Annotated in this window: 24 protein-coding genes; 14 read left to right on the top strand and 10 right to left on the bottom strand. The window is 65.2% G+C overall.

Going from position 1 to position 26,778, the window contains the following annotated elements:
• Positions 1-252: 252 nt before the first annotated feature.
• Together ACTJLC_RS07625 and ACTJLC_RS07620 are read right to left on the bottom strand one after the other, a co-directional pair.
• Entirely contained in the window at positions 253-1,506 is a 1,254-nt protein-coding gene (locus ACTJLC_RS07625) for an MFS transporter (RefSeq protein WP_073432447.1), read from the bottom strand.
• The gene (locus tag ACTJLC_RS07620; protein ID WP_073432448.1) at positions 1,503-2,474 is read right to left on the bottom strand and encodes a PRC-barrel domain-containing protein; all 972 of its coding nucleotides are present in this window, start codon (positions 2,472-2,474) and stop codon (positions 1,503-1,505) included. Before ACTJLC_RS07620 ends, ACTJLC_RS07625 begins: the two co-directional genes overlap by 4 nt.
• A gap of 384 nt (positions 2,475-2,858) precedes the next feature.
• On the opposite strand from ACTJLC_RS07620, the gene ACTJLC_RS07615 reads away from it, so the two are divergent.
• The 3 genes from ACTJLC_RS07615 to ACTJLC_RS07605 all read left to right on the top strand — a co-directional run bounded on the left by ACTJLC_RS07615 (position 2,859) and on the right by ACTJLC_RS07605 (position 5,788).
• Complete coding sequence (locus ACTJLC_RS07615; protein WP_073432449.1) at positions 2,859-4,241, top strand: NCS2 family permease; 1,383 nt, start codon at positions 2,859-2,861, stop codon at positions 4,239-4,241.
• Between the two features lie 244 nt (positions 4,242-4,485).
• The gene (locus ACTJLC_RS07610; protein ID WP_073432450.1) at positions 4,486-4,911 is read left to right on the top strand and encodes an ArsR/SmtB family transcription factor; all 426 of its coding nucleotides are present in this window, start codon (positions 4,486-4,488) and stop codon (positions 4,909-4,911) included.
• A 142-nt stretch (positions 4,912-5,053) separates the two neighbouring features.
• Positions 5,054-5,788 (top strand): DUF899 domain-containing protein, encoded by a 735-nt coding sequence (locus ACTJLC_RS07605; protein WP_073432451.1) that lies wholly within the window; start codon positions 5,054-5,056, stop codon positions 5,786-5,788.
• A gap of 115 nt (positions 5,789-5,903) precedes the next feature.
• Here ACTJLC_RS07605 and ACTJLC_RS07600 read toward each other — a convergent pair whose 3' ends face one another.
• Positions 5,904-6,086, bottom strand: a complete 183-nt coding sequence (locus ACTJLC_RS07600) for a hypothetical protein (RefSeq protein WP_073432452.1) — start codon at positions 6,084-6,086, stop codon at positions 5,904-5,906.
• Between the two features lie 118 nt (positions 6,087-6,204).
• Positions 6,205-7,164, bottom strand: a complete 960-nt coding sequence (locus ACTJLC_RS07595) for an NAD-dependent epimerase/dehydratase family protein (RefSeq protein WP_073432453.1) — start codon at positions 7,162-7,164, stop codon at positions 6,205-6,207.
• 114 nt (positions 7,165-7,278) lie between these two features.
• On the opposite strand from ACTJLC_RS07595, the gene ACTJLC_RS07590 reads away from it, so the two are divergent.
• The 8 genes from ACTJLC_RS07590 (at position 7,279) to hutG (ending at position 16,825) form a co-directional block, all read left to right on the top strand.
• Positions 7,279-8,175 carry a LysR family transcriptional regulator gene (locus ACTJLC_RS07590; RefSeq protein WP_073432454.1) on the top strand — a complete coding sequence of 299 codons (897 nt, stop codon included), beginning with the start codon at positions 7,279-7,281 and terminating at the stop codon, positions 8,173-8,175.
• Positions 8,176-8,537: 362 nt separating this feature from the next.
• The gene (hutH, locus tag ACTJLC_RS07585; RefSeq protein ID WP_176035801.1) at positions 8,538-10,061 is read left to right on the top strand and encodes a histidine ammonia-lyase; all 1,524 of its coding nucleotides are present in this window, start codon (positions 8,538-8,540) and stop codon (positions 10,059-10,061) included.
• Between the two features lie 54 nt (positions 10,062-10,115).
• Positions 10,116-10,811, top strand: a complete 696-nt coding sequence (gene hutC / locus ACTJLC_RS07580; RefSeq protein WP_073432455.1) for a histidine utilization repressor — start codon at positions 10,116-10,118, stop codon at positions 10,809-10,811.
• 55 nt (positions 10,812-10,866) lie between these two features.
• Positions 10,867-12,555, top strand: coding sequence for a urocanate hydratase (gene hutU / locus ACTJLC_RS07575; protein ID WP_073432456.1), 1,689 nt, complete (start codon positions 10,867-10,869; stop codon positions 12,553-12,555).
• 32 nt (positions 12,556-12,587) lie between these two features.
• Complete coding sequence (locus tag ACTJLC_RS07570) at positions 12,588-13,190, top strand: HutD/Ves family protein (protein WP_073432457.1); 603 nt, start codon at positions 12,588-12,590, stop codon at positions 13,188-13,190.
• Positions 13,191-13,291: 101 nt separating this feature from the next.
• Positions 13,292-14,515, top strand: coding sequence for an imidazolonepropionase (gene hutI / locus ACTJLC_RS07565; protein WP_073432458.1), 1,224 nt, complete (start codon positions 13,292-13,294; stop codon positions 14,513-14,515).
• 10 nt (positions 14,516-14,525) lie between these two features.
• A complete protein-coding gene (locus ACTJLC_RS07560) occupies positions 14,526-15,947 on the top strand; it encodes a formimidoylglutamate deiminase (RefSeq protein ID WP_073432459.1) in 1,422 nt (473 codons plus the stop codon).
• A gap of 65 nt (positions 15,948-16,012) precedes the next feature.
• Positions 16,013-16,825 (top strand): N-formylglutamate deformylase, encoded by an 813-nt coding sequence (gene hutG, locus ACTJLC_RS07555; RefSeq protein ID WP_073432460.1) that lies wholly within the window; start codon positions 16,013-16,015, stop codon positions 16,823-16,825.
• 283 nt (positions 16,826-17,108) lie between these two features.
• Here hutG and ACTJLC_RS07550 read toward each other — a convergent pair whose 3' ends face one another.
• Positions 17,109-17,246 (bottom strand): hypothetical protein, encoded by a 138-nt coding sequence (locus tag ACTJLC_RS07550; RefSeq protein WP_167363319.1) that lies wholly within the window; start codon positions 17,244-17,246, stop codon positions 17,109-17,111.
• A 199-nt stretch (positions 17,247-17,445) separates the two neighbouring features.
• On the opposite strand from ACTJLC_RS07550, the gene ACTJLC_RS07545 reads away from it, so the two are divergent.
• On the top strand, positions 17,446-18,111 hold the full coding sequence (locus tag ACTJLC_RS07545; RefSeq protein ID WP_073432461.1) for a hypothetical protein: 666 nt from the start codon (positions 17,446-17,448) through the stop codon (positions 18,109-18,111).
• Between the two features lie 44 nt (positions 18,112-18,155).
• On the opposite strand, the gene ACTJLC_RS07540 is transcribed toward ACTJLC_RS07545, so the two are convergent.
• Positions 18,156-18,728: a hypothetical protein gene (locus ACTJLC_RS07540; protein ID WP_073432462.1), complete on the bottom strand. Its 573-nt coding sequence runs from the start codon at positions 18,726-18,728 to the stop codon at positions 18,156-18,158.
• 118 nt (positions 18,729-18,846) lie between these two features.
• On the opposite strand from ACTJLC_RS07540, the gene ACTJLC_RS07535 reads away from it, so the two are divergent.
• Both ACTJLC_RS07535 and ACTJLC_RS07530 read left to right on the top strand, forming a co-directional pair.
• A complete protein-coding gene (locus ACTJLC_RS07535; RefSeq protein ID WP_310132333.1) occupies positions 18,847-19,752 on the top strand; it encodes a helix-turn-helix domain-containing protein in 906 nt (301 codons plus the stop codon).
• Positions 19,749-21,737 carry a DUF3857 domain-containing transglutaminase family protein gene (locus ACTJLC_RS07530; protein WP_310132330.1) on the top strand — a complete coding sequence of 663 codons (1,989 nt, stop codon included), beginning with the start codon at positions 19,749-19,751 and terminating at the stop codon, positions 21,735-21,737. Before ACTJLC_RS07535 ends, ACTJLC_RS07530 begins: the two co-directional genes overlap by 4 nt.
• 28 nt (positions 21,738-21,765) lie before the next feature.
• Here the strand turns inward: ACTJLC_RS07530 and ACTJLC_RS07525 are convergent, their stop codons facing one another.
• From ACTJLC_RS07525 to glgA, 4 genes are all read right to left on the bottom strand, one after another.
• A complete protein-coding gene (locus ACTJLC_RS07525; RefSeq protein ID WP_073432472.1) occupies positions 21,766-22,917 on the bottom strand; it encodes a branched-chain amino acid ABC transporter substrate-binding protein in 1,152 nt (383 codons plus the stop codon).
• Positions 22,918-23,453: 536 nt separating this feature from the next.
• Entirely contained in the window at positions 23,454-23,915 is a 462-nt protein-coding gene (locus ACTJLC_RS07520) for a hypothetical protein (RefSeq protein ID WP_073432464.1), read from the bottom strand.
• A 108-nt stretch (positions 23,916-24,023) separates the two neighbouring features.
• Positions 24,024-24,890 (bottom strand): pyridoxal kinase PdxY, encoded by an 867-nt coding sequence (gene pdxY / locus ACTJLC_RS07515; RefSeq protein WP_073432465.1) that lies wholly within the window; start codon positions 24,888-24,890, stop codon positions 24,024-24,026.
• A gap of 413 nt (positions 24,891-25,303) precedes the next feature.
• A complete protein-coding gene (gene glgA / locus ACTJLC_RS07510; RefSeq protein WP_073432466.1) occupies positions 25,304-26,764 on the bottom strand; it encodes a glycogen synthase GlgA in 1,461 nt (486 codons plus the stop codon).
• Positions 26,765-26,778 lie beyond the last annotated feature (14 nt).

The following is a 26,778-nucleotide window of genomic DNA, read 5'->3' as shown; positions in this document are numbered from 1 at the left end:
TTGAATTCTGGTTTGCCCATCACCGCATCCTCACCCTTGACCTGAGGAGCGAAAACCGCTGACCATAAAGTGTCAACGATGTCCTCGCACGTTCGTCAACCATGTCTCCGGTCTGTACACGGCCGGCAAAGAGAAGTAGGTGCCGCCCCGCACAGGGGCAACGCCAATAGACCACTAACAAATCAAGAAAAGGCCAACAAAGCAACAACCACCACCAAAACCGCCGAGCAGGCAAAAAAAACCGCAAAACCACTACCTAACCGCCGACTTCCCCCCACCAGCCACCGGCGCCCCATCCTCCGCCGCCGCGTCCCGCGTCTCCGGCATCGCCGCCCACACCAGCAAGACCGCCAGCGCCCCGGCTGCGGCCAGGCCAAAAAAGCTAACCGCATTGCCGAAATGATCGGCCACGAACCCAGCAGCAGTCGTGCTCAAAGTCGCCCCAATCCCCGCCGCCAACCCGAACAACCCGATACACAAGTTATACCGGCCCTTGCCGCCGGCCACGTCGGCGGCAATCAGCGGCAGCATCACGCCGAACACCGCGGCGCTCAGCCCATCCAGCATCTGCACCGGCACCAGCAGATAAGGGCTGCTGATCCCCGCGAACAGCAACGCCCGTATCGGCAGCGCCGAAAAGCCAAGCAGCAGGATCGGCCTGCGTCCCCAGCGTTCGGCCGAGCGCCCGACCCACGGCGACATGATCGCCACGATTGCTTGCGGCACGATGATGCACGCGGCGATCACGAGTTGCACGTTGTCGCCCATGCCGGCCGTCACTTCGCCCGCGGCAAGATTCAACATCGCCGCATTCGACAAGTGGAACAGCACGATGCACGCCGCGAACAGCAGCATCCGCTTGTCGCGCAGCAATTCGCGCAGGCTCTCGCGCCGTTCGATCTGCTGCGGCGTCGGACCGGCCTTGGGCAGTTCGATCGTGTCGGTGCGCTGGATCATCGTCAGCGCGATCAGTGCGGGCACGGCGAGCCCAGCGGTCAGCCAGAACACCGCGCGCGGCGAATAGTATTCGCCGAATACGCCCATCAGCCCGGCCGCGACCGCGCTGCCGATCGACGCCCAGCGCGCGTTGCGGCCCAACCGGTCGCCGAGATTCGCGCGCCCCACCAGCGCGAACGAGATCGCGGCGAGTGCCGGCGTCAGCATGCAACTGGCGAAGCCGTGGAACACCTCGGCGGCGATCACCGGCAGCACCGTCGGACTCGCGGCCAGCAGCACCGCGCTCAGAATGATCGCGATGATCGCCCACGCAGCCGCGCCCTTTTTGTTGCGCAACGCGTCGACGGCGGCGCCGCCCGGCACCTGGCTCACCATCGCGCTGATCGTGCCCACCGAGAGCGCCATGCCGATCTCGCCCTGCGTCCACTTATGCGACGCGAGATACGACGCGATGAACGGCCCAAAACCCGTTTGCACGTTGGCGACGAAAAAATTCAGCCAATCGAGCGCGCGCAGACTGCGCGCGGTTACCAGAGTGCGGCCTGTCATCGGGCCGCCCGTGCGTTGGAAACCGCGATGGCCGTGGCCGCAGAGGCAGCCGCCGCGGGAGCCGCGGAAGCGGCCGCGGGCGGCGCGGGTGGCGGCGCGGGCGACACCGCGCGAATCGGCCTGTCGCTCGCGTAGGGCGGCGTCGCGTTGATCTGGGCGTCGCTCAGATCCAGCAGCGGATGCAGTTCCTTGTCTTTCGTGACGAAACGCAGCGCCGACCAGTTCGCGGCAATCGTGCGCCGCTCGGTGCTGACCATGCCGTTGACGTCGAGCACGACCGCTTGCGGCTGCGCGTTGGCGTCGATCAGCACGTCGATCACGCGGCCGACCTTGCCGCCGTTCGAGCGCTCGACGGTCGTGTCGATCAGCGGCAATTGCACAGGGGAGGCCTTCGCCACGGGCGTCGGCGCGGCCGTCGGATTAAGCGTGATGGGCGCGCTCTTCGCGGTCGGCGTGAAGCGGAACGCGCCCCACGGGAAGATCACCTTGCGATCGCCGACGCCGAGGAAGCCCTGCAGATTGACGACGATCTCGCGCGGCTTGCCGAGCGCGTCGGTGGTCATGTCGACCGCGCGGCCGACCACCTTGCCGTCGGGCTTCTGCACTTCGCTGTCGAGCAGCGCGCGCGCGTCGTTGCGCTCGATCGTGCGCAGCACGATCAGCGGCGGGGGCGGTGGAGGCGGCGGCGCGGGTGCGGCGACGGGCGGCGGCGGCTCGACCTTGTGCGGCTTGACGACCGGCTTTTTGGGCTTTCTCGGCTGCTCCGGCCCGGCCGTCTCGGTTTCGACCGGTTCGGGCTCGGACGCCGCGACGGGTGCGCTCGCCGGCTCGACCGGCATGATCGTGGCCTCGACGATCGGCGCCTGCTGCGGGCCCCACAGCAAGCTGCCGCAACCGGACAGCGCGAACATCGCAAACACAGCAAGAAGCAGAAGACGCCAGGCAGGACGCGAAAAACCGCCGCTCATCAAGAAGGACTCCGTGGGCCGGTGCGGGCGGGCGCTGTGGACCGCCGCGGTTAGACAGGTACGGGCCAGAGTGTAACCCGCGGCGTCGGCCGGTCCCGGTTTTGCCAGGCTGCGTCTCTTCCCCAAGCCCACAACGGCCTTTCACGCTTCCATGACAAACCGTAGGTGTAAACGCGCGGACCGCCGACGCGCTTCGCCGCCGCTTGGACGATATAAGCGTCGCGACATGTCGGGCATGCCATTCATGCGATGGGAGACATATTTGTGTTGGCCTACATTTCGACACGACAACGAGCCGCACACATTGAACCAACGCCACGAGACGAACCTGACGACGCCCGCATCGGCGGCCGTTTCAGCACGCTGATAAAGGAGGCATTCATCATGATGGAACCCCACGCCCAGCCGATTTCCGAAGTCGGCGCCGAATCATTCGACGGTAAAGGCTTGCTCGACCGCTACTTCGAAATTTCCTCGCGCGGCAGTTCGCAGCGTCAGGAAATCGTCGCCGGCATCACGACCTTCCTCGCGATGGTCTATTCGGTATTCGTCGTGCCGGGCATGTTCGGCAAGGCGGGCTTCGACACCAGCGCGGTGTTCGTCGCCGTGTGCCTGACCACGGCCTTCGGCTCGCTGCTGATGGGCGTGTGGGCGCGTTTGCCGATCGCGATCGGCTGCGCGATTTCACTCACTGCGTTCACCGCGTTCGGCCTCGTGCTCGGCAAGGGCTTGCAGCCGAACGTCGCGCTCGGCGCGGTGTTCCTGATGGGCGTCGTGTTCACCGCGATTTCGGTGACCGGCGTGCGTTCGTGGATTCTGCGCAATCTGCCGACGGGCATCGCGCACGGCACGGGCATCGGCATCGGCCTGTTCCTGCTGCTGATCGCCGCCAACGAGGTCGGCCTGGTCGTGAAGAATCCGGGCGCCGGTCTGCCGGTGTCGCTCGGTCATATCACGGCGCTGCCGGCGTTGATGTCGGTGGCGGGGCTCGCGGCGATCTTCGGCCTGGTGCGCCGCCGCGTGCCGGGCTCGATCCTGATCGTGATCGTCGCGATCTCGGCGCTCGCGCTGCTGATCGATCCGGCCGTGTCGTTTCATGGTGTGTTCGCGGTGCCGTCCCTGAGCGCGCCGGGCCATGCGTCGCTGATCGGCGCGATGGACCTCAAGGGCGCGCTCTCGATGGCCGTTCTGCCGAGCGTGCTGGCGCTCGTGATGACCGCGGTGTTCGACGCCACCGGCACGATCCGCGCGGTCGCGGGACAAGCGGGCCAGCTCGACGAAAACGGGCGCATCATCAACGGCGGCCGCGCGTTGACGGCGGATTCGTTGAGCTCGATCTTCTCGGGCCTGCTCGGCGGCGCGCCGGCCGCGGCCTACATCGAATCGACGGTGGGCGTGGCGGCCGGCGCCAAGACGGGCATGGCGGCGGCGGTGGTCGGCCTGCTGTTCCTCGTCGTGATGTTCTTCTCGCCGCTCGCCGGCCTCGTGCCTTCGTATGCGACGGCGCCCGCGCTGATGTACGTGGGTCTGCTGATGCTCTCGAACGTCAGCAAGCTGCACATGGACGACATGGTCGACGCGATGTCGGGTCTGATGTGCGCGGTGTTCATCGTGCTGACCGCCAACATCGTGACGGGCATCATGCTCGGCTTCGCGACGCTGGTGATCGGCCGCGTGGTGAGCGGCGAGTATCGCAAGCTGAATGTGGGCACGGTGGTGATCGCCGTGGTGCTGGCGGGTTTCTATCTGGGCGGTTGGGCGATCTGAATTCCGCTCGAGCCCTTGCACGGAGTTTGCTGGTTGTATTGCAGTGACGTGAGGGCAGGACGCTTGCCGTTTTGCTCCAGCGTGTAGCCGGTTGTTCTCCATCTCGATGCGGCGCGTTGCAGTGCCTTGTTTGCGACGCGCCGCATGTCTTTTATGCCGCGTTCTCCTTCTCGTGTTCTCGCATGTTTCGATAACGTGCGGACCTGTCCTTGACATCCGCATTCGCGTTTCTATACTTAACCTCATGGTTAAGTTTAACGAAGCGCTACTCGATCGCACCTTCGCCGCGTTGTCGGACCCCACGCGGCGTGCGCTGCTCGCGCGTTTGTCGCGCAACGAACTGTCGGTGAGCGAACTCGCCGAGCCGTTCGCCATGTCGTTGCCGGCGGTGATGAAACATCTCGACGTGCTGTCCGACGCCGGTCTCGTCACGCGCAGCAAGACCGGCCGCACGGTTGCGTGCCGGCTCTCCGCCGGACCCATGGAAGAGGCGATGGAGTGGCTGCGCCGCTATCAGCACTTCTGGTCCGAATCGCTCGATCGTCTCGCCGCTTTAGTCGAAGAGGAGGAAGCGCCACCTCCGCCCAGTCCGGCTTCATCTCGCGGTGGCGGCTCGACGCCACGTCCGCGAAAGTCTTCCGCGCCAGGACGGAACAGGCGCAAATCATGAAGCGGATGCATGCGGGCGGCGCCGAAGCAGTCCTTGGACCACGAATTGCTGGAACGCTATTTCGCCTGACATTGCGTGAAATCGCGCAAGTTGCGTGATGCGAATCCGCATCGCGCAGAGTCATTCTGAAAAGGAGACGCACATGGACCCGCAACATCGAGTTGGCACGAGAGAAGAATGGCTGGCCGCCAGCAGGGCGCTATTAGCCGAAGAGAAAGCGCACATGCGCGCCGGCGACGAGCTTGCGCGCAAACGCCGCGCGCTGCCGTGGGTGAAGGTCGATAAGACCTACGTGTTCGATACGCCGCAGGGCCGCAAGACACTCGCCGATCTGTTCGAGGGCCGCAGCCAGTTGATCATCTATCACTTCATGATGGGACCGGACTGGGAAGAAGGCTGCGTTGGCTGCTCGTTCCTCTCGGATCACATGGTCGGTATCGTCACGCATCTCGAACATCACGATGTGTCGTATGTGACCGTATCGCATGCGCCGCTCGAAAAAATCGAAGCCTTCAAAAAACGCATGGGATGGACGTTCCCGTGGGTGTCGTCGAGCGGCAGCGATTTCAATTTCGACTATCACGTGTCGTTTACGCCCGAGGAACTGGAGAGCAAGAAGGGCTTCTACAATTTCACTGAACAGGACGTCGGCATCGACGAGCAACACGGCCACAGCGTGTTCTACAAGGACGAAAAGGGCGACGTGTATCACACGTATTCCTGCTACGGCCGCGGCGACGAGCGCTTCATCAACACATATGCGCATCTGGACGTGACGCCGAAGGGCCGCAACGAAGCGAGCAATCTGACCGACTGGGTCAAGCATCACGATCGCTATGAGGAGAAAGCGCACGGCGGTTGCGCGGCGTGCGGCTAATGCAGGAAGCGAGATGCAGGAAAAGCGCGTGACGTCGTGCACATCGACGCCACGCGCCCATCGTAAAGCCGGCGCGAATAAGCCGGATTGCGAGTCGATATGGCTCAATGGCCGCTCAAAGCGCCATGTCGAAAGCGGGCCTGAGGAACACTTCGATCGCCATCACGACGAGACCCATCGCGGCCGCCGACAGCGTCAACGTGCCGTATTCGTCGTAGCGTGCGTCGTAGAGGCACGCCACGACAAAAAGAATCGCCAGCAGGTTGGTCAGCCAGTCGAAGTTCAGCGCCAAGGTCATCGTTGCAATCCGGGCTCACGTGCGAGACGGATTGTCGAATCGCACTATCGGGTGAGCGCGATTCTATCGAGTGGAGCTTACGGATTCGCAACGCCGACGCTTACACAGCTTACGTCCCTCAAGCCTCTTGCGCCCCGAAGGAAGTCCCCTTGGGGGGCGCCCCGAAGGAAGTCCCCGTGGGGGACATCATGTCGTGCTCGATCCACTCGATCACCGAAGTGCGTTTCGGCTCCCAGCCGAGCAGTTTGCGCGCACGCTCGCCGCGCACGCGGCTGTTCGAACCGAGGCCATACGAGGCCATTTCATAGCCCCATTCCTTCTGCGCTTCTTCGAGCGGCCACGCTTGCGGCTCGCCCAGTTTCATGATGCGCGCGATCGCGGCGCTCATCTCGCGGAACGACGCTTCGCCGCTTTCGACGAAATAGAACGTGCCCGCCGGCGTTTTCTCCAGCGCGAGGCGATACAGTTCGGCGACGTCGTCGATATGCACGTTCGACCAGATGTTGCCGCCGCTGCCCACGTGCCGCACCACGCCGCTCTTTTGCGCCTGACGCACGAGTCGCGGCAACTGCACGCTCGCGCTGTCCGCCACCGCGCCGTGACCGTAGATCAGCGTGTTGCACAACACCGCCGAGCGGATGTTCCGCTGCGCCGACTCGAGCACCTGCCGATCGATCGCCACGCGCGCCGCCTTGTCGGCGGTCGGTTCGGGCAGCGCGTCCTCGTGATAGACGCGCGCCTGACCCGCCTCGCCGCCCGACGCATCGCCGACGATGCTCGAACCGCTCGTATGCAGGAACGGTTTGCCGGACCCGGCGAGGCCTTCGATCAGCGCGGTTACCGCGCCTTCGTGATCGCTGCTCGCGGCGTTGATGACGGCGTCGGCGGCCTTTGCCTCGGCGATCAGCAGCATGCGGTCGTCGAGCGTGCCGATAACGGGTTCGATACCGAGGCGTTGCAACTCGGCGCTATGTTCGGACTTGCGGATCAAACCGCGCACCTGATGTCCGGCGCGCACGAGGTGCGCCGCGATCGAACCGCCGATAAAACCGCTTGCGCCCGTGATGAAAATCTTCAAGACGTTCTCCTGGGAGAAATGGAGGGAACACGAATAACAGGCCCGCAGTATCCGCCCGCTCGATTCTCGCAAAAAGCGTGTTAGTCTCAAATCAATCTTGATTAGAAATCAACAATGAAGACTTCCACCGACGAACTGCTGGTTTTCGTCACCGTGATCGACAGCGGTTCGATCACGGCGGCCGCCGAGAAATTGCAGCAAACCGTGTCCGGCGTGAGTCGCGCGCTCACGCGCCTCGAAAAGAAACTCGACACCGCGCTCGTGCGGCGCACCACGCGCCGTCTGCAATTGACCGAGGAGGGCGAGGCTTTCCTGCGGCGCGCCCGCGCGATTCTCGACGCGATGGAGGAGGCCGAGGAATCGGTCACACGCGGACGCGAGCGGCCTTCGGGGCGCCTGCGCGTGGATGCCGCATCGCCGTTCATGCTCCATTGCATTGCGCCGCATATGAAAGCGTTTTCGGCGTTGTATCCCGAGATCCGGCTGGAGTTGACCAGCAACGAGCGGATCGTCGATCTGCTCGAACAGAAGGTGGACATCGCGATCCGCATCGGCGCCTTGCAGGATTCGACCTTGCATGCGCGAGCGTTGGGCAGCAGCAAGCTGCGGGTGGTCGCGAGTCCCGCGTATCTGGCCGAATATGGCGAGCCGCGCTCGGTGGAAGCGTTGCGCGCGCATCGTCTGATCGGCTTCACCGCGCCCGAGCATCTGAATCGCTGGCCGCTGCGCGAAGGCAGAAAGGGCCGCGCGGAGTCGCTGAAAATCGAGCCGGCGATCACCGCATCGAGCGGCGAGACGCTGCGGCAACTGGCGCTTTGCGGATGGGGCATCGCCTGCCTCGCCGATTTCATGACCGCGGCCGACATCCGCGAGGAACGGCTCGTGCCGATTCTCGGCAACGTGCTCGTCGACGAGCGGCAGCCGGTGAGCGCCGTGTATTACCAGAGCGCGTCGTTGGCGGGGCGCGTGCAGTGCTTTCTGGATTTCATGGCGGCGCGGGTGAGGCTCTAGCGGTTCTTCGCGAGAGTGCGTCTGAAGAAGCCCGCGGCTCGCCTGAGCGCGGGCTTTTTTGCGTCATGAGCGGACTCTTCTATAACTCTCTAAACGGGTGAATCCGCGTGGCGGCGCGACATCGGATTGATTGACCCGCTGGCGCGGCGTATTTTGGACGTGTATATACAAGTTGACGCCAATCTCGATCAAAGGCCATGCGAACGGCAATGCCGAACGAAACGCCGGTTCAAGCGCCCGCATGCCTTGTGAACATCGCACCCTAATGGAAACTCCCAGGCCGGCAGCTTTAAAAACAGGTTGTATATACAAGACGGCGCGGCTAGACTTCTCTCAAATTGTATAGACAGGACAACCCAACCATGATGACTCTGAAGCCCGGCCACCTGACCCTCCCGCAACTGCGCCGCATCGCCCGCGAACACGTCGCGCTGCGGCTCGATCCCGCCAGCCACGCCGCGATCGACGCCTGCGCGCAAGCCGTCGCCGATATCGCCGCGAAGGGCGAGCCGGCCTACGGCATCAACACGGGTTTCGGGCGTCTCGCCAGCACGCATATTCCGCACGACCAGCTCGAACTGCTGCAACGCAATCTGGTGCTCTCGCACGCGGTGGGCGTGGGTGAGCCGATGTCGCGGCCGGTGGTGCGTCTGTTGATCGCGTTGAAGCTGTCGAGCCTCGGCCGTGGTCACTCGGGCATCCGCCGTGAAGTGATGGAAGCGCTGATCGCGCTGTACAACGCCGACGTGCTGCCGGTGATTCCGGTCAAGGGCTCGGTCGGCGCATCGGGCGACCTCGCGCCGCTCGCGCATATGTCGGCAACGCTGCTCGGCGTCGGCGAAGTGTTCGCGAAGGGCGAGCGCATGCCGGCCACCGAAGGTCTCGCGCTGGTCGGCCTGAAGCCGCTCACGCTGCAAGCCAAGGAAGGGCTCGCGCTGCTCAACGGCACGCAGGCATCCACTGCGCTCGCGCTTTACAACATGTTCGCGATCGAGGACCTGTACCGCACCGCGCTGGTGGCGGGCGCGCTGTCGGTGGACGCGGCAATGGGTTCGGTCAAGCCGTTCGACGCGCGCATTCACGAACTGCGCGGCCATCGCGGTCAGATTGACGCCGCGGCTGCTTACCGTTCGCTGTTGCAAGGCTCGGGCATCAACGTTTCGCACGCCGATTGCGACAAGGTGCAGGACCCGTACAGCCTGCGCTGCCAGCCGCAAGTGATGGGTGCGTGCCTCGACCAGATGCGCCATGCCGCCGACGTGCTGCTGCTCGAAGCGAACGCCGTCTCCGACAATCCGCTGATTTTCCCGGACACGGGTGAAGTGCTGTCGGGCGGCAACTTCCACGCGGAGCCGGTCGCCTTCGCCGCCGACAACCTCGCGCTCGCCGCCGCTGAAATCGGCGCCCTGGCCGAACGCCGCATCGCGTTGCTGATCGACGCCACGCTGTCGGGCCTGCCGCCGTTCCTCGTGCGCGACGGCGGCGTGAATTCGGGCTTCATGATCGCTCACGTGACGGCCGCCGCGCTCGCGTCGGAGAACAAGACGCTCGCGCATCCGGCGTCGGTCGATTCGCTGCCGACTTCCGCGAACCAGGAAGATCACGTGTCGATGGCGACCTTCGCCGCGCGCAAGCTCGGCGACATCGCGGAAAACACCGCGAACATCCTGTCGATCGAATTGCTTGCCGCCGCGCAAGGCGTCGATCTGCGCGCGCCGCACAAGACCAGCCCGAGTTTGCAGAAAGTGATGGACGCGGTGCGCAAGGACGTCGCGCACTACGAGATCGATCATTACTTCGCACCCGACATCGCGGCGGTGACGCGTCTCGTGCAGAACGGCACGATCGCGAAGCTGAGCCCGTTCTCGTTCGCCTCCGAGCAATAAGCCATCACTTCACCCGCCATCGAGCGACTTTCAGGCACGCGGACCAAGCCAAACATGAACGCACCGGCTTACCAGGGCATCAAGGACTTCATCCTCGCGCGCATTCATGCGGGCGAATGGGCCGAAGGCGACCAGGTGCCTTCCGAGAACGAACTCGCGCGCGAATTCAACGTCGCGCGCATGACGGTGAACCGCGCGTTGCGCGAGCTGACCTCGGAGCAGGTGCTCACGCGCGTGCAGGGCTCCGGCACGTTCGTCGCGCGCCCGAAGTACGAATCGACGCTGGTGGCGATCCGCAGCATCTCGGACGAAATCGTCGCGCGCGGTCATCGCTATCAGGCGAAGGTGCTGCACATCGGCGCCACCATCGCCGACGAGGCGCTCGCCGCGGAAATGAACGTGAACGCCGGCAGCCCGGTATTTCATTCGCGCGTGCTGCATTTCGAAAACGACGAGCCGGTGCAACTCGAGGAGCGCTGGGTCAACCCGGCGGTCGCGCCCGAGTACGCGTTGCAGGACTTCACGAACACCACGCCGAATCAGTACCTCGTGCGCGTCGCGCCGTTGCAGCGCGTCGAGTACCGCATCGAGGCATTGGCCGCCGATGCGGATACCCGCGAACTGCTGACCATGGACGAACTGGAACCTTGCCTCGTGCTGCATCGGCGCACGTGGTCGCAAAGCCAGGTTGCGTCGATCGCCAACCTCTGGCATCCCGGCAGCCGCTATCGCTTCACCGGACATTTCTGATTTCGCCACTTTCCGCACATCTCCTGAACATTCTTCAAGCATTCCGAGGGCCACCATGAACAACCCCAAGCACATCGATCCGCGTCTCGATCCCACCCGTACGATCCGCGCGCCGCGCGGCGCGGAAAAGACCTGCAAGACCTGGATCGCGGAAGCCGCGTACCGGATGATCCAGAACAACCTGGACCCGGAAGTCGCCGAGCATCCGCATGCGCTGGTCGTGTACGGCGGCATCGGACGCGCCGCGCGCAACTGGGATTGCTTCGATCAGATTCTGGCCTCGCTGAAAGACCTGAACGAAGACGAGACGTTGCTGATCCAGTCGGGCAAGCCGGTCGGCGTGTTCCGCACGCATGCCGACGCGCCGCGCGTGCTGCTGGCGAACTCGAACCTGGTGCCGCATTGGGCGACGTGGGAGCATTTCCACGAACTCGATCGCAAGGGCCTGATGATGTACGGGCAGATGACCGCAGGCAGCTGGATCTATATCGGCAGCCAGGGCATCGTGCAGGGCACGTATGAGACGTTCTTCTCGGTCGCGAATCAGCATTTCAACGGCGACCCGAAAGGCCGCTGGATTCTGACCGGCGGTCTCGGCGGCATGGGCGGCGCGCAGCCGCTCGCCGCGACGATGGCGGGCTTCTCGATGATCGCGGTGGAGTGCGACGAGACGCGCATCGACTTCCGTTTGAAGACACGCTACGTCGATCAAAAAGCGCGGACGCTCGACGAAGCGCTCGCCATGCTCGACGAAGCCAAGAAAGCGGGCAAGCCGGTGTCGATCGGTTTGCTCGGCAACGCGGCCGACGTGTTCGCCGAGTGCGTCGCGCGCGGCATCACGCCGGATTGCGTGACCGACCAGACCAGCGCGCACGACCCGATTCACGGCTATCTGCCGCAAGGCTGGAGCGTCGAGGACTGGCGCGAGCGTCAGAAGACCGCGCCGGATTCGATCGTGAAGCCGGCCAAGCAGTCGATGGCCAAGCAGGTTCAGGCCATGTTGACGTTGCAGGAACGCGGCGCGGCCACGCTCGACTACGGCAACAACATCCGTCAGATGGCGCTGGAAATGGGCGTTGAAAACGCGTTCGATTTTCCGGGCTTCGTGCCGGCGTACATCCGCCCGCTGTTTTGCGAAGGCAAGGGTCCGTTCCGCTGGGTCGCGCTGTCGGGCGACCCCGAGGATATCTACAAGACCGATGCGAAGGTCAAGGAACTGATCCCCGACGATCCGCATCTGCACAACTGGCTCGACATGGCGCGCGAACGCATCGCGTTCCAGGGTCTGCCGGCGCGCATTTGCTGGGTCGGCGTGAAGGATCGTTACCGCCTGGGTCAAGCGTTCAATCAGATGGTCAAGAACGGCGAACTGAAGGCGCCGATCGTGATCGGCCGCGATCACCTGGACACGGGTTCGGTCGCGAGCCCGAATCGCGAAACCGAATCGATGAAGGACGGCTCGGATGCGGTCAGCGACTGGCCGTTGCTGAACGCATTGCTGAATACGGCAGGCGGCGCGTCGTGGGTGTCGCTGCATCATGGCGGCGGTGTGGGCATGGGCTTCAGCCAGCACTCGGGTGTCGTGATCGTCGCCGACGGCACGGACGAAGCGGACAAGCGCCTCGGCCGCGTGCTGTTCAACGATCCGGCCACCGGCGTGATGCGTCACGCGGATGCGGGCTATGAACTCGCTCAACAAACCGCGCGCGAGGCGGGTCTCAATCTGCCGATGCTCGGCCGTTGATCGTGGCGCTTCGCAGCCCACCCGCCGGCAGCATGGCAAGCATCGCACTGATTCGCGGCGCCGATCTCGTGGCGGCGCCGTGGAAGAACGGCGGCGGCGTCACACGTGAAGTGGCGGTCTTTCCCGAAGGCGCCGCGCACGATGATTTCGTGTGGCGGGTCAGCGTCGCCGATGTCGCGCAGGCCGGGCCGTTCTCGCGCTTTGTGGGCATCGATCGCACGCTCGTGCTGTTGTCCGGCGCGGGCATGTTGCTCGACGAAACGGACGGCGCAAACGCGCATGCCGCGAAGACGCATGCGTTGGCGCAGCCGCTCGATGTCGCGCGTTTCGCCGGTGAAGCACGAATCGACGCGCGCCTTGTTAACGGCGCGACGCGCGACTTCAACCTGATGGTGCGGCGTGGCGCGGCGGTGGGCGAGCTTGAAGTGTGGCGCGGCCAGATGCAGCCACGCACCGTATCTGCGGACGTCGCGTTGCTGTTTTGCGCCAGCGGTTCGGTCGAAATCACGCTGGCCGACCGGCAAGCGCTGACGCTCGAACAGGACGACACGCTGCGTATCGATACGCCCAACGCGCTGCCTTGCACGATCAAAGGCGCGGGCGCGGTGCTCGCGATCAGCATCCGCTACATGTAACGACGCGCGACGATGACGACGATTCGCGAGTACGTCCCGGCACTCCGCCACGCGCACACGCGAATCACCACGGAAACGCAACAAGCTGCAAAGAGCACGCGATGAAGCAAACCGTCTGGCATCACCTGAAACTTTGCCCGCAGGGCGATCCGCAGCATACGCTGCCGGATGCCGCGATAGCCGTTGAAAACGGCAAGATCGCCTGGCTCGGCGCGACCGCCGACCTGCCCGCCGACTACGCCGCCTGGCCACGCGAGGATCTGCACGGCGCGTGGGTGACGCCGGGCCTCGTCGATTGCCACACGCATCTGGTGTACGGCGGGCAGCGCGCGGACGAATTCGCGCAACGCCTCGCGGGCGTCAGCTACGAGGAAATCGCGCGGCAGGGCGGCGGCATCGTCTCCACGGTGCGCGCCACGCGTGCCGCCGATGAAGACTCGCTATTCCGCCAATCGGCCGCACGTCTTGCGCCCTTGCTGGCCGAAGGCGTGACCGCCGTCGAAATCAAGTCGGGCTACGGCCTCGATCTCGCCAGCGAGCGCAAGATGCTGCGCGTCGCGCGCCGGTTGGGCGAGCGCTATCCGGTCACGGTCTACACGACGTTTCTCGGTGCGCATGCGTTGCCGCCCGAATTCGCCGGCCGCGCCGATGCGTATATCGACGAGGTGTGCAACGTCATGCTGCCCGCGCTTGCCGACGAAGGTCTCGTCGACGCGGTCGATGTGTTCTGCGAGCGCATCGGTTTTTCGCTGGCGCAAAGCGAGCGCGTGTTCAACGCCGCCGAGCGCTACAAGCTGCCGGTGAAGATGCATGCCGAGCAGTTGTCGAACGGCGGCGGCGCCGGCTTGGCGGCGCGTCATCGTGCGCTGTCCGCCGATCACCTGGAATTCCTCGACGAAGCCGGCGTCGTCGCGATGAAAGAAGCGGGCACCGTCGCGGTGTTGCTGCCGGGCGCGTACTACTTCATTCGCGAAACGCAATTGCCGCCGCTGGACTTGCTGCGGCGCCACGAGGTGCCGATCGCGATTTCCACCGACAGCAACCCCGGCACCTCGCCCGCCACCTCGCTGCTGCTGATGATGAACATGGCGACCACGCTGTTTCGCATGACCGTGCCCGAAGTGCTGCAAGGCGTGACATCGCATGCGGCGCGCGCGCTCGGCAAGGCCGATATCCACGGCGCGCTGGAAGCAGGGCGCGCGGCGGATTTCGCGGTGTGGCCGGTCGACTCGCTGGCCGAGCTGGCTTACTGGATGGGACGTCCGTTGTGCGCGCGAGTCGTGCGCGCGGGCGAGACCGTTTATACGCGGCGTGAATTGAGCTAAGGCCCGAGCAATGACGCAACCGAAGCAATCTGAGCAACCCAAGCAACCGGCACAGTCCCTATTCGCGGACCACGCGTACTTGCCGGACGGCTGGCGCCGCAACGTGCTGTTGGAGTGGGACGCGAACGGCACTCTGCTATCCGTGACGCCCGACACGGCGGTTCCCGAGGGCGTGCCCCAAGCCGCGGGCCCCGTGCTGCCCGGCATGCCGAATCTGCATTCGCATGCGTTCCAGCGCGCGATGGCGGGTCTCACCGAATACCGCGCCGCATCGGGCACGGGCGCCACTGACAACTTCTGGAGCTGGCGCGACCTGATGTATCGCTTCGCCGCGCGCATCACGCCCGAAGGGCTCGCAAGCGTCGCGCAGTGGTTGTACATCGAGATGTTGAAGGCGGGTTATACGTCGGTGTGCGAGTTCCACTACGTGCATCACACGCCCGAAGGCGGCCGCTATGCGAATCAGGCGGAACTGGCGCAGCGCGTGGTGGATGCGGCATCGGCGAGCGGCATCGGCATGACGATGCTGCCGGTGCTGTATCAGTACAGCGGCTTCGGCTCGCGCGCGCCGCGCGACGATCAGCGGCGCTTCATCAACACGCCGGAGAGTCTGCTCGACTTGCTCGGCACGCTGCGCGCGGCGCGTCCGGAAAGCGCGGCCTTGCGCTATGGCGTGGCGCCGCATTCGCTGCGCGCGGTGTCGGCGGATTCGTTGCGTGCGTTGCTCGATGGTATCGAACGGAGCGCGCCGGTTCACATCCATATTGCTGAGCAAACCGCCGAAGTCGACGCGTGCCTCGACACCGAAGGCGCGCGTCCGGTGCAATGGCTGCTCGATCGTTTCGACGTCGACAGCCGCTGGTGCCTCGTGCATGCCACGCATGTCGACGCGAACGAAACGCTGGCGCTCGCGAAGAGCGGTGCGGTCGCCGGTTTGTGCCTGACCACCGAAGCCAATCTCGGCGACGGCATTTTTCCGGCGCAGGAATATCTCGACGCGCGAGGGCGCATCGGTGTCGGTTCGGATAGCCATATCGGCGTCGACTGGCGCTCGGAGTTGCGCTTGCTCGAATACGGCCAGCGTTTGACGCGCCGTCAACGCAACGTGCTGGCGTCGGCGCAGGCCACGCATGTCGCCGACCGTTTGTTCGACGCCGCGCTCGAAGGCGGCGCGCAGGCAACCGGCCGCGCGGTCGGTGCGTTGCAAGCCGGCCGGCGCGCGGACTGGCTCGTGCTCGACCCGAATCATTCGAGCATCGCCGAGCATGCGCCGAGCGCCTGGCTTTCGGGCGTCGTATTCTGCGAGCATGGCGAGACGCCGATTCGCGACGTGTACGCCGGTGGCGACAAGGTCGTCGAAAGCCGCCGGCATCGCGATGAGGAGGGCGCTTATGCGCGCTATCGCGTGGCGCTCGCCGAGTTGCTCAAGTGAGTTGCTCAAGTGAGTTGCTCAAGTGAATAACCGACTCTTTTCGATCCCATCGATTCGGGACTGACATGACTGCTTCGAACATTCCGCCGGTTTTCTCGCTGCATCAGGGAAGCCTGCCGCTGCTGATCTCGATCCCGCATCTGGGCACGCAGATTCCCGCCGACATCGCCGCGACGATGACACCCGTCGCGCAACGCACCGACGATTGCGACTGGCACCTCGACCGTCTTTACGCATTCGCGAAACGCATGGGCGCGTCGATTCTTGCGCCGACATACGCGCGCTATGTGATCGACCTGAACCGTCCGCCCGACGGCGCGAATCTCTACCCCGGCCAGGACACGACCGGCCTGTTGCCGGTCGACACCTTCGACAAGGCGCCTTTGTACCTCGAAGGCCATCTGCCCAGCGAGGCCGAAGTCGCGCGCCGTCGCGATGCTTACTGGAAGCCTTATCACGATGCGTTGAAAAACGAACTGGCCGCGTTGAAGGCGAGGCACGGCAAGGTGCTGTTATGGGAAGCTCACTCGATTCGCTCGCACGTGCCGCGTTTTTTCGAGGGACGTCTGCCGGATTTCAATTTCGGCACGTCGAACGGCGCAAGCGCGGTGGCGGGATTGGCCGAGGAATTGGCCGCCGTGGTCGAGCGGCATGGCGAATATTCGGCGGTCGCCAATGGGCGCTTCAAGGGCGGCTATATCACGCGGCAGTACGGTCAGCCGTCGCAAGACGTGCATGCGGTGCAGCTCGAACTGTCGCAGATCACGTATATGGAAGAGCGGTTTCCCTATGCCTATGACGAAACGCTTGCCGCCAGCGTCGAGCCCTTGCTCGAAGCACTCGTCACGACGGCATTGGAGCGGGTCAAGGCCGCGTGACGGTGCGCTCGCCGTCGCTACTCCTTCGCTACGCCTCCACCCGTTATCCCTCTTTCTCCACGCGGCTGATGCCGCTTGCGTCATTCCGCGAGCGGCAACTTCGCGTCGGCTCACACCGCCAAGGTGTAACAGCATGTGTCCGTGATTGCGCGCCGACGTTTTCGCGCCGAACGTAGAGAGCGTCGCGGCATGTCACGGCCCGCGTCCGCCTGGTCAACCTGAAAAAAAGCCCCGCGTCGAGCGGGGCTTTTCGATGCACACCGTCGCCGGCCGCGCATGACCCTCAATGGCAGCGCTTTTCCCAATGATGGTGAACGTGCACCTTGTGGCATACGCGGTGATGATGCTCATAGGCTTGAGCGGGAGCGATCGCGCTCAGGGACGCCACCGCTGCGGCGAGGGCGAGAATGACTTGCTTCATTACGAAATCCTTGAATCGGTGATGGCGGTCTTGTTACGGCAATGCGGTCGCGGCGCGGTGTGTGCCGCAACCGCCGCGACGAGTGCGCGCGGGGATTGCATGCGCTGCGTTCAAGCGGCTACGCTTTCAAAACGATGACGCGTGCAAGCGTGACGCACGCGCTATCCTACATCGGGCGAAAAAGATGGAAGACCCAGCGATGGAAGATTCCGACGAATTGCTGCTCCCGGTCTGGCGGGCGAACCTGGTGCTGCTGACTCGCGAGGTCGGCGCGGCGACTCGCCTCGCGCGCATGATGACCTTCTCCGCGAGCTATCTGAAGTTGATGCTGTCCGGCCAGCGCGAATTCAGCGAGGAGTTCGTGCGCGGCATCGAGGCGGTCACGGGGCTACCCCACGGCTGGATGAACGCGCCGCACGGCGAAGCGGACATCCCCGCCGAGGCGCGCGAGGCGATCGACAACGAGCGGCCGCTCGCGCGGTTTCGCGGCACGGCGCATCCGGTGCGCAAGAAAACGGTGCTGCGGCCGCCCGAGCCGATATTCGGCCAGTCGGGTTCCGCCAAACGCGCCGAGGAGGAGAGCGTCGACGCGGAAGCGCATCGGCGTCAGGCGTATTTCCGCAAGGTCCGCGACCTGGCGATACAGGACGTGCGGCGCTTCGAGCGGCATCTGAGTCACGCGCCGGTGGAACTGGCGTCGATGCGCTCGAAGGTGGAGGACGTGATCGCCGCCGCCGATCTCGACGATCCGATTCATGCCGACCTCGCGGGCCGGCTGGAACAGATCGAGAAGCATCGGCATTTGCTGCTCAGGCATGTGGAGAGGTTGCAGGCCTTGCTGAGCCAGTTAGGGGAAAGCGAATGATGCCGGCGACGCGGGCCTGTCGATCCGCGTTTGCAAAGCGGTGCTCACTTCGCCATCGACGCACCCTTGCGCCGTGCATGAAACTCGGCTTCTAGCGTCCACGTCACGCCGTCGTTTGCCAGCGCGACGCCGGTCCAGCGGAACGAATCGCGCGTGATGTCGGTGAAATTCCATCGAATCGGCGTGCCGTCGGCGTGCGTGCCGATCTGCACCAACTCGCCGCCGATGCGCCGGCCCGTTAGCTCGTCCCGCTGGCCGGTGCGCGGATTGAGGTAAGTCACGCGCCACGCACGCAGTGTGGGGTCCCAGACGCGCAGCGTGGTGCCGTACATCGTCTCGTTCACCGTGAGCCCGTCTTGGCGTTCGCCGCGTGGCGGCATGATCCATACGTCCTGCACGGCGCGGCCTTCCAGCACCCAGCCGAAATGAATCTCGCCGCGACGGCGCGCGTTGCCGAGATCGACGCGGTAGTGCACGACGTCCATGTCCCAACTGCCGATCAGCCAGCCGTAGACGTCGTCGGCGGCGTCGATGTCGGCGGCTCGCGCGGGGGCGCTCAACGCGGCGTGAAAGCCATCTTGCAGGGCGTTTTCCGGGTGTTGTTCCAGTGTGTTCATCCAGGGTGCTCCTTCGGTTTCTGATCGGATCGGCATCGGCGAAATGGGCGAAAACCGGCAAAACCGCGCCGGCCGCCGATGTGCTAAAACCACGATACGGACTCAGCCGAGGTGCATCTTGGGGAAAATTGCCGTCACCTTGCAGCAGGCGCTCGCGCGGCGCGAACAGGAAGGCGCGCGCGGGTTGGCCCAAGGCGCGGGCTGGGACGTCGCTGATGTCCTCTGCACGCTGGGTCCGCGTGACCAGCCGTTCGAGGAGCGGCACGGCGGCGTGTGCATCGCGATGGTGGTGGCCGGCTCGTTCGGCTATCGGACCGCGCCGGGCCGCGAACTGCTCACGCCCGGCGCGCTGCTGCTCGGCAACGCCGGCGACTGCTTCGAATGCGGCCACCGGCATGGGGCGGGCGACCGCTGCATCGCGTTTCGCTATGCGCCGGCGTACTTCGAGCGGCTGGCCGCCGATGCGGGTGTGGCGAGCGGCAAGCTGAACTTCAAACGCGCGCGCCTACCGTCGCTGCGCGCGTTGTCACCGCTGATCGCGCGGGCTTGCGCCGGCGCTTGCGGTGACGGCAGCGGCGCAGCGGCGTGGGACGAACTCGCCGTTGAACTGGCCGCCGCGGCGCTCAACGCGTCCGGTGCGCTGACGCGGCCGGAACCGTCCGCGAGCGCCACGGCCTGGTCGCGCGTCGCGCAAATCGCGCGCGTGATCGACGAAACGCCCGGCGCGCCGCATACGCTCGCGAACCTGGCCGCCGCGGCGGGGCTGAGCGAATTCCACTTCCTGCGCACGTTCCAGCGCGTGGTCGGCGTGACGCCGCATCAATACCTGTTGCGGGCGCGTTTGCGTGCGGCTGCGCTGCGTCTGCGCGAGGTCGGGGACGAGCGCGCCGGCGGCGCGAAGGTCGTCGATATCGCGCTCGATTGCGGCTTCAATGATCTGTCGAATTTCAATCACGCGTTTCGCGCGGAGTTTGCTTCGAGCCCGCGCGCATGGCGCGCGCGGGGCGGGGCGCGCCGCCCATGATGCGGGGCGGCGCGTTCGTCTCTCTCGTCGGGCGGGCCGCGAGGTCGACGCCCGGCGCGCTGTTCGGCCAGCTATTCGGCCCGCTGTTCGGCGCACTGTTCGGCGCACTGTCCGAGGCGCTGTTCATCGCATCACTCTGCCTATGCGCAGCCACCGCGTTCGCCGAGGACAGCCCCGCCGCGTTATCCGCCAACGATCTCGCGCCCGCCACAATCGAGCGCGACGTGCATCTCTTCACGATCCAGAAAGACGGCTCCATCGAGGAGCACGACGACACGGTATTGCGCGCAAATACCACGAGCGGCGTCGACGATATCGCGCAACGCTATATCTGGTTCAACAAGGACATCGAGCAGGTGCAATTGCTCGGCGCCGAAACGATCGACCCGAACGGCGTCGCGCATCCGGTCGGTCCCGAGGCGATCCGCGACGTGCAGGAGCCGCGCTCGGCGGGCGCGCCGAGCTTCCAGAACGGCGTGTTGCGCACGGTGATCTTTCCCGGCGTCGAATCCGGCTCGCGCGTGCATCTCGCGTTTCGCAAGACGCGCACGCGGCCCTTGCAGGCCGGCACGTTCGCGTACCTGGTGGAACCGACGCGCGAACCGGTCGAGATGCAGCGCCTGATCTTCGATCTTCCGTCGGATATTCCGCTGTACGCCGACGCGCGCGGCTACGCCGCGCTGCCGCCGGTCACGGCGAATGGCCGCACCCGCTACGAGTTCGACTACCGGCACGGTCCGTATGCGCGCATCGAGGCGGGCGCGGTCGGCTACGCGAACTGGGGCGATCGCCTGATGATATCGACGGTGCCCGACTTCGCGAGCTTCGCCGCGCGCTATCGCGGCCCCGCGCTCGACGCGACGATGAGCGACCCCGCGATCGTCCGCCTCGCGCAGGGTCTCACGGCCCAAGCCGCCGACCCGCGCGCGAAGGCGCAGGTGCTGTACGACTGGATGCGTTTGAACATTCGCTACGTGGCGCTTTTTCTCGGCGAGACGGCGGCGATCCCGCACAAGGCGATCGACATCCTGCGCAACCGCTATGGCGACTGCAAGGACCACGTCGCGCTCTATAGCGCGCTGCTGGCGGCGGTCGGCATCCGCAGCGAGGCGGTGCTGCTCAATCTCGGGCCGTACTACGGTTTGCCGGACGTGCCCGGCTACGGAGCGAGCGCGATCAATCACGCGATCGTCTGGATGCCCGAACTCTCATTGTTCGCGGATACGACCGCGGGCGGCGTGGGTTTCGGCTATCTGCCGCCGGGCGCGATGGACCGGCCGGTCTTGCTGGTGAACCAGGGCGTGGTGTCGCGCACGCCGGCCGCGCAGTCGCGCGAACGCACGGCGCGGTTGCAGATCGACATCGACGAGCGCGGCGCGGCCAACTATGCGTACCGCGTGGAGGATGCGGGCTTCACCGCCGAGCTCGAACGCAATACGCTGCGGCGCGCGACGCGGCAGCGCACCCAGCAGATTGCCGCGAGCCGTCTATTGCAGACGGGTCTGCATGGCACGGCGCAATTGCGCGCCGGCGACGTGGCGGCCACGGACGGACCCTTCGCCACCTCGATGCAGGGCAAGGTGGAACATTTCGTGTGGACGGATGGAACCACGGCGGTGCCGGCGCTGACCAGTTTGGCGGGCGGCATGGGCACCCAGGTCGAGGCGTGGCTTGCCGAGCCTGCCCGGACGCAGCCTTGGACGTGCATCGGCGGCGAGTTCGACGAGACACTGGAAATGACGTTGCCGCGCTTTGTCCGCGTGACGGATTTGCCGGCCGATACGGCGGTGAAGAACCGCTTCATCGAGTTCTCGTCGCGTTACGTCTTCGATCCGGCGGCGCGGGTGTTGCAGGTGAGGCGGCACCTTCGTGCCGCCTTCGGACATCAGATGTGTTCCGCCAACGAATTCGCCGAGATGAAGGACGACCTCGTGCGAATCGAACGCGACCTCGATACGGCGCTGGTGCTCAAGGTCGCCGGATAGCGCGCGCTGGCGTTGCGCGAGCCTTGGCTCAAGTGCCGCTCTTGGTCACGATCGGCACCCACGTTCCGTTCTTTACCTGATAGAGCGTGGACGCACCGCTCTTCAGCGCGCCGGTGTTGTCGAAGGAAATCTTGCCGGTAATGCCTTCGAACTCGCTCGCCTTCAGCACCGGGCGATACACCGCCGGCGAACTGGATTTGGCCTGCTGCATCGCCTTGATCGCGGCCCACGCGCCGTCGTAGCCGAACGGCGCGTAAGACAGGATGTCCGCCCCGAAGCGCTTCTTGAACTTCGCTGAGAAGTCCTTGCCGCCCGGCAATTCGGCCAACGGCCGGCCGTATTCCCAGGCCATCACGCCTTCCGCCGCGTCGCCGGCGAGCTTGATGAATTCCGGGTCCTCCACGCCGCCGCCGCCCACCAGTTGCGCGGTCATCCCCAGTTGCTTCATCCGCCGCGCGAAGCCCGCGGCCTGCGTATCCAGACCGCCGAAGAAAATCAGATCGGCGTTGGCCGCCTTGATCTTGGTGAGCTGTGTGCTGAAGTCCACCGCGTGGTTATCCGTGTATTCGCGCGCCACGATGTTGCCGCCGCGCGCCTTCACCGCCTTCTCGAACTCGTCGGCCTCGCCCTGGCCGAACGCGGTGCGGTCGTCGATAATCGCGATGCGCTTGGCCTTGGTCACTTCCACCGCATAGACGCCGGCGTTGCCGGCGTTTTGCGCATCGGTGGAAATCACCATGAAGGTGTTCGCGAAGCCGCGCCCCGTGATGGTCGGATTGGTGGCGGCCGGGTCGATCACCGGAATGCCGGCCTGCTCGTAGACCTGCGAGGCCGGAATCGTGGTGCCCGAGTTGAAGTGGCCGACGACCACGGACACGCCCGAGTCGACCAGCTTCTGCGCGACCTGCACGCCGATGCGCGGATCGGCCTGATCGTCCTGCGAGACGATCTGGAATTGCGCCACCTTGTCGCCGATCCTGATCTTCTGCGCATTGGCTTCCTCGATGGCGAGCCGGACGCCGTTCTCGAGGTCCTTGCCGTAGCCGGCGTTCGCGCCCGTGAGCGGCGCGGCAAAACCGATCTTCACCGGCAGGTCGTCGGCGAAACTGGCCGGCGGCGCGATCGCGAAGACGGCGCCGATCAACAAGGCAAGCGGTTTCAGCGTGTTGCGAAGACTCATGGTCTCTCCTTCCATCGACAGTTTCAGGGTGTGAAAACGGCAAGGCGGTAACGCGGGATCGACGTGCGGACATGGTTCGCCCGATCCGCGCATCGAAAGATTACGGATGACCGGCCGCTGTCGACAATGCTCGATTGCATGTAATGCGTGCGTCAGCGTTTGAAAGCCGGTCAATCTGGCGCGAATATAGAAAGCCAATTTGCAGACGTCTTGGCAGTTCGCGGCGCTTTGAATGAGGATTTCGGCATAGACCGCGCGGCGCGGCTGCTGGCGGCGCATGGGCTGCGGTGTGGCGTGTCGATGGCGGGTGCCGATTGCGGCACATGCTTAAGAAGGGCGGGGGTCGCTGCGGGAGCGGGGGGAAGAACTTTTGCATGCGCCGTGGGGGCGCGTGCCGGGCAAATATAACTACTGCGGCGCACTGTTGGGGAACCGCGCCGCGAAGGCGCGCGAAGCGGGATCAAGAAGCTGGACCAATAAGCGGGGACCAAAGCGCGGATCAACAAGGCGACCACTAGCCGCCCATAACAACGCCCTCAATGTTCGCCTTGCTGGCGCAGCAACTCCTCACGCAGACGCAGCAACGGCGCCTTGGTTTCCTCGTCGGCCCATGTGTCGAGGTCGTCGATCGCGCGCTGGCAGCCGTCGAGCACCAGATCGAGGTCCACCGGCACGCCGTTGTTCAGCGCGAATTCGATGGTCTCGGCGAACTGCTGGCATTCGTCCTCGCCGTAGGAGATGTCGAGATTGTCGGCGATCACTTCGGCGATGTTGCTGCGCGCCTTGTCGTCGGGCGTCACCATCTCGACGATGCCGCGCGCCACCGCCGGCGAGTAGTAGAGCGCGATGTCGAGCCACTGTGCGGGATCGAAGTCGGCCTGGTCGAACTGGCTTTCGAAGTATTCGATCGCTTCCTGCTCGTGCGCTTCGTCGGCGTCGACGCTGATGCACAACTGCTCAAAAAATTCTTCCCGCTCGCTGCGGATATAACCGTCCATCGATGCCTCGTCTGCTGAATGCTGAACTGGATGCGCGAAAAAACACTGCATGCGCGAATAGGCGCCCCTTTCACGCGGCACGCATTATAGGACGGCGTGCGCCGCAGCCTATGCCGTATCCGCGACCCACGCGTCGAACCATTCGCGCGGCTGCGCGATTTCGTTCTGCGCGGCCACCAGTTCGAGCTCGTAACGACCGGCCTGCCAGGTGGTCTTGACCACCGCGTTGACGGCGGCGAGCGTATGCTCGAACGCCGCGCGGATCGAGTCGCCGAGCAGCGTGCGCGCGACGAACACCGCGCTCGTCAGATCGCCGACGCCCACCGGTTGCCGCGCGAACGGATAAAGCGGGCGCTGCCCCATCCACGCCTCGCGCTCGGTGACGACCAGCATGTTGAAGCGGTCGGCGGGACTGTTGCGGTCGAGCAGGTGCTTCACCAGCACCAGCTTCGGACCGCGCGCGAGCAGTTCGCGGCATGCCGCCACGGCTTCTTCCAGCGTCTCGATCTCGCGGCCGACCAGCCGCTGCAACTCGCTGTGATTCGGCGCCATCGCGTCGGCCATTTCGGGCATGGTGCGCACCAGAAACTCCTGGATGCCCGGCGCGGGTTTGCAACTGCTCGCCGCGCCCATCACCGGATCGCAGAAGTACCACGCGCGCGGATTGGCGGCCTTCACGGCCTTGACGACTTCCAGTACCGACTGCGCCTGTTCGGGCGTGCCCAGGTGGCCGGAGAGCACCGCGTCGCAGCGCGGCAGCATGCCGATCGCGCCGATGCCTTCGACCAGTTCTTCCACCTGCGAGCCCTCGATCGCACTGCCGGTCCAATGGCCGTATTGCGTGTGGTTCGAGAACTGCACGGTATTGAGCGGCCAGACGTTGACGCCGAGCCGGCGCATCGGGAACACCGCCGCGCTGTTGCCGGCGTGCCCGAAAACGACATGTGACTGGATGCTCAAAACATTTTTCGTCATGGTGTCGCCCGCGCCAACGGTCGTGCGCGATCAAGGAAACGGGAAGGATGGGCCGCGACGGCCAACCGGCTTCGGGCCGGGCGCCTCGTGCGGCGTGACTGCTTCAGATGATGCAAGAAAAGTGCACGGTCTGCGTAGTCAGGAAACAATACATGAGTTTGCCGCGCGCGAGTTGGCCCGGCCAACGGGTTGTTGCGCTGAACCATCAAACGCCGCGCAGTGATGGGGGACGACGGGAGGCCGGCAGTCGACCCGGCAGTCTGTCGGTGAGGCGTGCGTGAAAACCGGCGCCTCGCGAGCATGGCATGCGTTGCGCGAACCTGGTGCCGCGCGCATCAATGCGGTCGATCGTGCACGGAACGCGGTGCCGGCGCGTCGGCGCCTCGCTCAGCTTAACGTCGCGGCGCCGACGCTCACGCCAACTCGCGATACAACGCCAGGTAGCGCTCGGCCGACGCGCCCCAGCCGAAGTCCTGGCGCATCGCGCGCCGCTGCGCCGCTTTCCATTCGGTGCGCCGGCCATACAGCGCGAAGGCGCGGCGGATCGCGGCGGCAATGCCCTTCGGCTCGAAGCGCTCGAAGACAAAGCCGGTGGCAAGGTCGTCGGCGAGATTTTCGAGCGAGGCGTCCATCACCGTGTCGGCCAGCCCGCCGACGCCGTGCACGAGCGGCAGCGATCCATAAGCCAGCGCGTAAAGCTGCGTCAGCCCGCAGGGTTCGAAACGCGACGGCACGGCGATCACGTCGCTGCCCGCGACGATGGTATGAGCGAGCGTCTCGTCGAAGCCGAGTTCGACCGCCACCGATTCAGGATGCGTCTGCGCGACACGCTTCAAGCCGTTCTCCAGCGCCGGGTCGCCGGTGCCGAACACCACCAGTTGCCCGCCGCGTTTGACGATCTCGGGCACCGCCTCCAGCAGCAGGTCGAGACCTTTCTGTTCGGTAAGCCGGCTCACCACGCCGAACAGCAGCGCATCGCTTTTCTGCGCGAGGCCGAAGCGCTTTTGCAGCGCCTCCTTGCACGCCTCTTTGCCGGCGAGGCGCGTGGGGCTGTAGTGATTGTCGATGAGCGCATCGCCGGCGGGATTCCACACCGTATAGTCGACGCCGTTAAGAATCCCGCTCAGGTCGTGCGCGCGATGGCGCAGCAACGCGTCGAGTCCGCCGCCCTGGGCGAGCGTCTGGATTTCGCGCGCGTAGGTCGGACTGACGGTGGTGATGCGGTCGCTGTAGTAGAGGCCCGCCTTGAGGAACGACAACTGTCCGTAGAACTCGACGCCGTGCATGTTGAAAAAATCGTCCGGCAGCGCCAGTTGGCCAAACTGGTGCGCGGGAAATATGCCCTGATACGCGAGGTTATGCACCGTGAAGACGCTGCGCGCGAGCGGACGGCCATGCTGGCGCTCGGCGGCTTTCAGGTAGGCGGGCGCGAGCCCCGCATGCCAGTCGTGCGCGTGGACGATTTGCGGCGACCACGCCGGATCGAGCTGCTGCGCCAGTTGCGCGGCGACCCAGCCGAGCAGCGCGAAGCGCTGCGCGTTGTCGCCGTAGGGCACGTGCTCGTCGTTCAGATACGGATTGCCGGGGCGGTCGTACAGCGTGCCGGCGCGGATCACGTAGACGATCAGACCGTTCGACGCCAGCGTGCCCTGTTCGAGCGTGACTCCCGGCGCGTCAAAGCGCCGGCCCAGTTGCGCGATCTGACGCAAGTCGCCCAAACCGGCGAGCACCGCCGGAAAGCCGGGCAGCAGCACCCGCGCGTCGGCGCCGCGCTCGATCAGCGCGGGCGGCAGCGCGCCCGCGACGTCGGCGAGACCGCCCGTTTTGAGGAGGGGATACAGCTCGCTTGCGACGTGCAGGGCGCGAATCGTCATAGGCTCGATCTATT

The sequence above is a fragment of the Paraburkholderia sp. 22099 genome, assembly GCF_052045835.1.
Classification (GTDB): Bacteria; Pseudomonadota; Gammaproteobacteria; order Burkholderiales; family Burkholderiaceae; genus Paraburkholderia; species Paraburkholderia terricola.
The sequence above is the reverse complement of the archived record's forward strand: the minus strand, read 5'-3'. Positions and strand labels throughout refer to the sequence as shown.